Source organism: Streptomyces argenteolus (assembly GCF_042902585.1).
Classification (GTDB): domain Bacteria; phylum Actinomycetota; class Actinomycetes; order Streptomycetales; family Streptomycetaceae; genus Streptomyces; species Streptomyces argenteolus.
Genome location: NZ_JBIBEG010000028.1, coordinates 1 through 5003, shown reverse-complemented (window position 1 = coordinate 5003; position 5003 = coordinate 1). Strand labels below are relative to the sequence as shown.

4 protein-coding genes and 2 pseudogenes are annotated in these 5003 nt (G+C 64.5%); 4 read left to right on the top strand and 2 right to left on the bottom strand.

All coding sequences use genetic code 11. The annotated features are described in order from the left end of the window. Window positions 1–571 precede the first annotated feature (571 nt). The gene (locus ACFY8O_RS34365) at window positions 572–1219 is read right to left on the bottom strand and encodes a tyrosine-protein phosphatase (protein ID WP_387909334.1); all 648 of its coding nucleotides are present in this window, start codon (window positions 1217–1219) and stop codon (window positions 572–574) included. A gap of 1164 nt (window positions 1220–2383) precedes the next feature. Here ACFY8O_RS34365 and ACFY8O_RS34360 point away from each other — a divergent pair. From ACFY8O_RS34360 to ACFY8O_RS34350, 3 genes are read left to right on the top strand one after another with little or no spacing between them, the layout of a single operon-like run. Next, the gene (locus ACFY8O_RS34360) at window positions 2384–2674 is read left to right on the top strand and encodes a DUF6247 family protein (RefSeq protein WP_387909336.1); all 291 of its coding nucleotides are present in this window, start codon (window positions 2384–2386) and stop codon (window positions 2672–2674) included. Beyond that, a complete protein-coding gene (locus ACFY8O_RS34355; RefSeq protein WP_387909332.1) occupies window positions 2671–3234 on the top strand; it encodes a hypothetical protein in 564 nt (187 codons plus the stop codon). The genes ACFY8O_RS34360 and ACFY8O_RS34355 overlap by 4 nt, the downstream gene beginning before the upstream one ends. Before the next feature lie 9 nt (window positions 3235–3243). After that, on the top strand, window positions 3244–4239 hold the full coding sequence (locus tag ACFY8O_RS34350) for a hypothetical protein (RefSeq protein WP_387909330.1): 996 nt from the start codon (window positions 3244–3246) through the stop codon (window positions 4237–4239). A gap of 76 nt (window positions 4240–4315) precedes the next feature. On the opposite strand, the pseudogene ACFY8O_RS34345 reads toward ACFY8O_RS34350, so the two are convergent. Beyond that, window positions 4316–4462: pseudogene (locus ACFY8O_RS34345) on the bottom strand (IS5/IS1182 family transposase); the annotation flags it as partial. A gap of 100 nt (window positions 4463–4562) precedes the next feature. Here ACFY8O_RS34345 and ACFY8O_RS34340 point away from each other — a divergent pair. Beyond that, window positions 4563–4801 (top strand): annotated as a pseudogene (locus ACFY8O_RS34340) (transposase); the annotation flags it as partial. Between the last annotated feature and the right edge of the window lie 202 nt (window positions 4802–5003).

The following is a 5003-nucleotide window of genomic DNA, read 5'->3' as shown; positions in this document are numbered from 1 at the left end:
TCCCACTCCGCATTCGTCAGATCCCCACGGCCCATGCAGCCAGCCTGGACCCAACGCCCCACCCACGTCAGGAGATCCGAGAAACAGTGCCTAGTACTCCAGCCGGACTTTGATGTTCTGCCTGGTCAACGGCTTGGGTGTGGGGAGTGTAGCGGGGTGGTGCCGGAAGCGGGGCGGGTTCGTGCACACCCTGCCGCCAACGCGCTCAAGCCTCCACGCGCTCGTGCACCGGGTGCGGACGACCCAGCCACATGGACCCGTGTACCACCTGTCGGCCACGCCCGCCCGCGCCCTGTGCGCTGTGCTCGGACAGTTCACCGGTCTGCGCCCGCTGGCCGCTCGGGCCCGTCTGCAAGCCCTGCTGTGCGCTCGCCCGCCGCGAGCCCTGGCCGTGCCCTGGCTGCTTGGCGGTGAAGGTCCTGATCGCCCGCATCGGCGGCCAGAGAACCTGCGGCCCCTGCGCCGGCCACCCCGACCCGTACGTGTGCCCGCGCTGTGGCGCGGCCAGCAGCCCCATCACCGGGGATCTGTGCGACCGCTGCGCGGTCGACCAACCCCTCAATGCCCTCCTTCATGACCTGCTGCCGGGCCCCGCTGCCCAGCTGGCAGCCCTGCGAGAGGCCCTCATGGCCGCTGAGCACCCGCAGACCGTCCTGACCTGGCTGCGAACCTCGGCCTCCGCGCGCCTTCTGCAAGAGACCGCTGCCTGCGGCTGGCTCCTGACCCATGTCGACCTCGACACCGTGGCCGGATCGGGACGCGGTGCCGCCCGGGGCCTCCGCTGCACAAGGGCGACCACGACACCGGTCCGGTCCTTCCCCGATGCACAGTGGACGAGTATTGGGCCTTTGCCCTCGGCGCGCAGGTGCCGTATCACTGCCAGCACAGCACGGCCGGAATGCTCGGCCATCGACGGGTAGAGCTCCATTTGCTCCTGCGGCCATCGCTGCTCGGTGAACACCGGAACGTGCAGGTATCTGATCGCCGCCCCGTGCAAGGTATCCGGCCGGTCGGTGATCTCGGGGCGGCTGCGCAGGTCAACGACCGCACGCACCCCCAGGTCGCCCAGTTCGCCTACACCCTTCTCCGACATCGCGTGCAACGCGCCAGACCGGTAGAGGACACCAGGCTGCAATCCCCCGCATCCGCCAGCGTCACGGAAGTTTCGTACCCCATCGATACTGGCCGGTACCGCTGTTTCCACCCTATTGATCGTCATCGGCTCACTGTACGATTTCACCTTCAGCAGGCTGTTTCTGCGGCTGCACGTGCTTTCCGGAGCAAGTTTCCAGTCCAATGAGCACGAGCCGGGATGCAGCGCCAGGGGTCTACCGACGGGCCCAGATGAGGATTGCGGCGGTCATGGATGTTGTAGACCTTCCCGAACCATCCCCGTTTCGGGAGGCCTGCATGGCCCCGATCCGTCGTATCCTTGACCGTTTCCGCCGGCATCCCGCTGTCCTGGCGGTCCGCGACATGAGCCCGGCGGTCGGCCGTCACACCACTCCGTCTACCGTCACCCGCATCGACGCTGTGGAGTATCGAACCTGCGGTCTGTACGCGTCGCGTACCTTCAGGGTCGTGCCGCGCAATCCGAGAAGCCCCCGACGCCTGGTCGTGGACGGTCAGGTCTACCTGCGGACGCTCCGCCACCACCATCGGGTGCCAGTGAGCGGGCCCTCTGCGCTCTGCCGCCAGACCCTCACCCTCCACCCACAGCCAGCCGGCACCAGCGGCACGTTGCGCATCGTCTTCGCCGAAGGCCCGGGCCGGTACCTCCCGGGCGGATACCCCTTGGGCTCCGGAGACGTTGGGTACATCCGCGGAAAATCGTTGAACCTGCATGAACCGGGCGCAGTCCGAGCACTGCTCGACGCGACCACCGCTCACGGATGGCGACCCGGAACTCAACAGACCGTAGAAGCCGACGGCTGGCTGCTTCTGGACACGGTCACCGTCCCCGTCTCCACTCAGCCCGCTTCCGCATCGCACACGCCCGCGCAGCAACAGCCGTGAACGCGACGGCTCGGCGCCAGCAACGGACCATTTCCACGCGCAGCTCCGCATCGCCTCCGAGCACGCCCAGGGGCGTGCCTACGAGCACGTCGGCAACGCCAGCAGCCACAGCCCCGCACCCCCGGGGCACGGAGGGACCAAAGGGACTGGCCCTTCCATATACGAGAGGGCCATCTCGCGCAGGCGCCCGCAGATCTGCTGCCACCACCGCACCCGACCCCAGCAACCGGCAGCCCCGCGGCCCCCAGCACATCAAGTGCCGACGATGCCTCAAACGGCCGAAATGACGCATGCCCCAACCACAACTACTTGGCGCGCGTACCGTGGAGTGACGACCCGTCAGGAGGACAGTAGATGAGCACACAGCCTGACCACGCCCCCCACACCCTACGCACCCGCACCCGGAGCCCCGGCCGAACTGCTCGCCCAGCTGCGGGCCGACCGCCGTGCCTCTCAGTGGGTGCCGGCCTTTGAGCAGGAATGGGCGACCGCTCTCGAGGAGTCACGGCGCACCTTCTCTCTCGGCGCGCTGTACGAAGTCCTTCAGGCGTGGCAGGCCCGCGTCGCCTCCGCGCCTGCGGTCTACGCGTTTCTCGACTCTGGCCGCGACGACAGCGACTTCATAGATCTGCAGGAGATCCGGAGAAGGCGCCGATGACCGACCAGCCGTACGCGGTCAGGATCTCGGCCCAGGCAGCGAAGGTACTTGCCGAACTGCCCGACCAGGCGGAAGGGACCGTCTGGGACGTGCTGGACGCCGCGGCGGCCAACCCATGGGGCTTCACACAGTGGGATGCCGACGGCCCCGAAGGCGAGGGCATCCGCATCGCCTCCATTGACCAGCTGTCCGTCATCTTCTTCGCCAACCGCACCCTGTGCCACCTGTCTGTTCTCGACATCGTTGGGCTCGGTAGACGGGTCACGCAGCGTACGCCCGTTGCTGACGGCCGCATCTTCCACTGGTGGCAGCACGAGAGCGAAGAGACCTTGCCTGGCCTTCCTCCGCACCCGCCGGACAGTCGCTGCTCACGAGGCCAAAGCGAGGTAAACCATCCATTTTCCTTGCATACAAATGTGCAAGGCAGCGGAGCGCCCCTGCTGGATAACGTTCATGATCTACACGTGCTTCTACGGTGGGATACCAGTGAGCCACGTCAGGTCAACTTCACTCACGTCCTTCAGCCGCTCATGCGAGGCGAAGCCACTGCCATGGAATGATGCGTCTTTGTGACTACCAACCAAGCCACCTCACGATCACGCTTTGACCAACTCGCCCACGATCTGCACCGCCTGGGCGTGAACCGTCGGCCTTCAGGGCGTGTGCGAGTTGCGATGCACCGCCGCGTTCAACTGAAAGGCTGGTTTCTCCAGGTCGCAATATCTATCACACTGGCTCTAACGATTTCCATCGTCCTGATTCGTTTTATTGACCTCGCCCCCACGCGTGAAGAAGTGACAGCGATGGACGAAATGTGGCCTAACTACAAGTCCTCAGAAAGGGAAATCCAGTTCTGGACAACATTTCCAGATTGGCCCATGATCCCAATCCTGACCGCGTTCTTGATGATTGCAACGGGTGAGATGTCGAAAAAATTGCGGGGAGGGAACTTTTGGTTCATCAGAAACATCGACTCGTTCAGGGCTGCACGCCGCTACGCGCCCGTGATGGTAATTGCAGACGCTATATCCGCTTGCGCGGACGCCTACGAGTCAGATCGCGAAGACAAGGCACCTGCTCTCCGCCAGGTATCACGCCGGCTCGGGGCTGTCACTCGTACACTGCGAACGGCCTATAAACACCGCAGCTCGGTCCCCCGCCGTTCTCGCCGTCGCAAAATTCTGGATACTCATGCCCGGCAAGTGATTGCGGCTATTCGCAAGTCTGAAGAGCGGCTGGACCGCGATCCACAAGCCGCCCTCCAAGAATTAGGTGGCATTCTACTAACTATTTCTGATCGCTACTGCGAGGCTCGTGTCGGTGCCCTACTAGACAATGAGCAGATCGAGGGGGTGCAACCCAGCCATGATTACGAGTGGCTGAGGATCGTCGCATGGGCAGCGCTTTCCGCTGGGGCCGTGATTTTCATTGCGAAGTTGGACCTTTCTGAAGGGTCCGAGCCTGTCGTGGCGATCTTCGCAGTTCTCGCTATGATGGCAATCATCTGGAACCGAAAGGTACGTCAAGCCTTCGACCTGTTGAATATCGTCACCGGTGGGCCCTGAGGATCTATGAATCGCCTGCTCTGCGTCCCGCATCTGCGCGCGGCCACCCTGCCAGCCCAATGAGCCCTTTCCAACCTCAGTTTGAGCAGCTCAGGTGCAAGGTGAGGATGGCCTGAACAAGGCTGGTGATGCGGGTGGTGATGCAGCGGAGTTTGCGCAACGAGCGCCAGCCCTTGAAGGTGGCCATGGCCTGCTCGCCGACGGCGCGGATGCCGGCGTGAGCAACTCGGCCACGTACCGATACGCGGTGGCGGTGCCGACACCGAACCCGGCGGCGAGCTGGGCGTAGGTGTGGCCGCACCGCAGATGTCCCAGGGCCTGGCTCCCGCAAGCCCCGGAGCAGAGGCTTTACCCCGAGCCCGAAGCGGTGGGCGGTCGAGCGAGCCTACGGCTGGCTCATGCTCCACCGCCGCCTGGCCCGCGACTACGAAACCTGCCCACCCGCTCCGAAGCCGTGATCCACATTGCCATGACCGACCTCATGGCCCGCCGCCTCACCAGCGAGAACACCATCTCCTGGCGCGCCCCGGAGACAACCCCAGAACATTCTATCTCGGGATGAAACATCGGACCAAAACGACCTCTCAAAGAGCGTTTTGTCCTGGCAGGAGTGTTTCGTTGTAGTTCAGGCGGCAGGCCGCTTCGGGTCGGCTGAGGCGTAGATGCTTGTTGTGGCAGATGGGGCGGGTGACAGCCTTCGAGGGCCCGTTTCGGTCGCTTCGCTCCTGTCTGATCCCAACACGCCCCCGGTCGCGCCTGTTTGC